The 335-nt window shown below is 73.7% G+C and carries 1 protein-coding gene; it reads right to left on the bottom strand.

Annotated features, from left to right (window positions below):
- Positions 1 to 335 (bottom strand): HAD family hydrolase (locus QSK36_RS43220; RefSeq protein ID WP_285786459.1); only part of this gene is annotated, 335 nt, incomplete at both ends.

Genomic DNA, 335 nt, shown 5'->3' with positions numbered 1-335 from the left:
GGGGCCGGCCGACCAGCACCGCGTGGCCGTCCACGATGCCCTGCACCCCCAGGCCCTCGACGTTGGCGAAGTCCTGCGGGACGGGCAGGCCGCCCACCTGCTCGGCGGCGCCCCGGGCGATCGCCTGGGCGATGGGGTGTTCGGAGGCGTGCTCCAGGGCCCCGGCCAGGCGCAACACCTCATCACGGTCCTGCCCGCCGGCCAGGTGGACCTCGACCAGGGCCATCCTGCCTTCGGTGACGGTGCCGGTCTTGTCCAGCACCACCGTGTCGATCGCGCGGGTGGACTCCAGCACCTCGGGACCCTTGATCAAGATGCCGAGCTGGGCGCCGCGG

The sequence above is a fragment of the Microbispora sp. NBRC 16548 genome, from assembly GCF_030268985.1.
Taxonomy (GTDB): Bacteria; Actinomycetota; Actinomycetes; order Streptosporangiales; family Streptosporangiaceae; genus Microbispora; species Microbispora catharanthi.
This window is presented reverse-complemented; position numbering and strand designations above follow the sequence as displayed.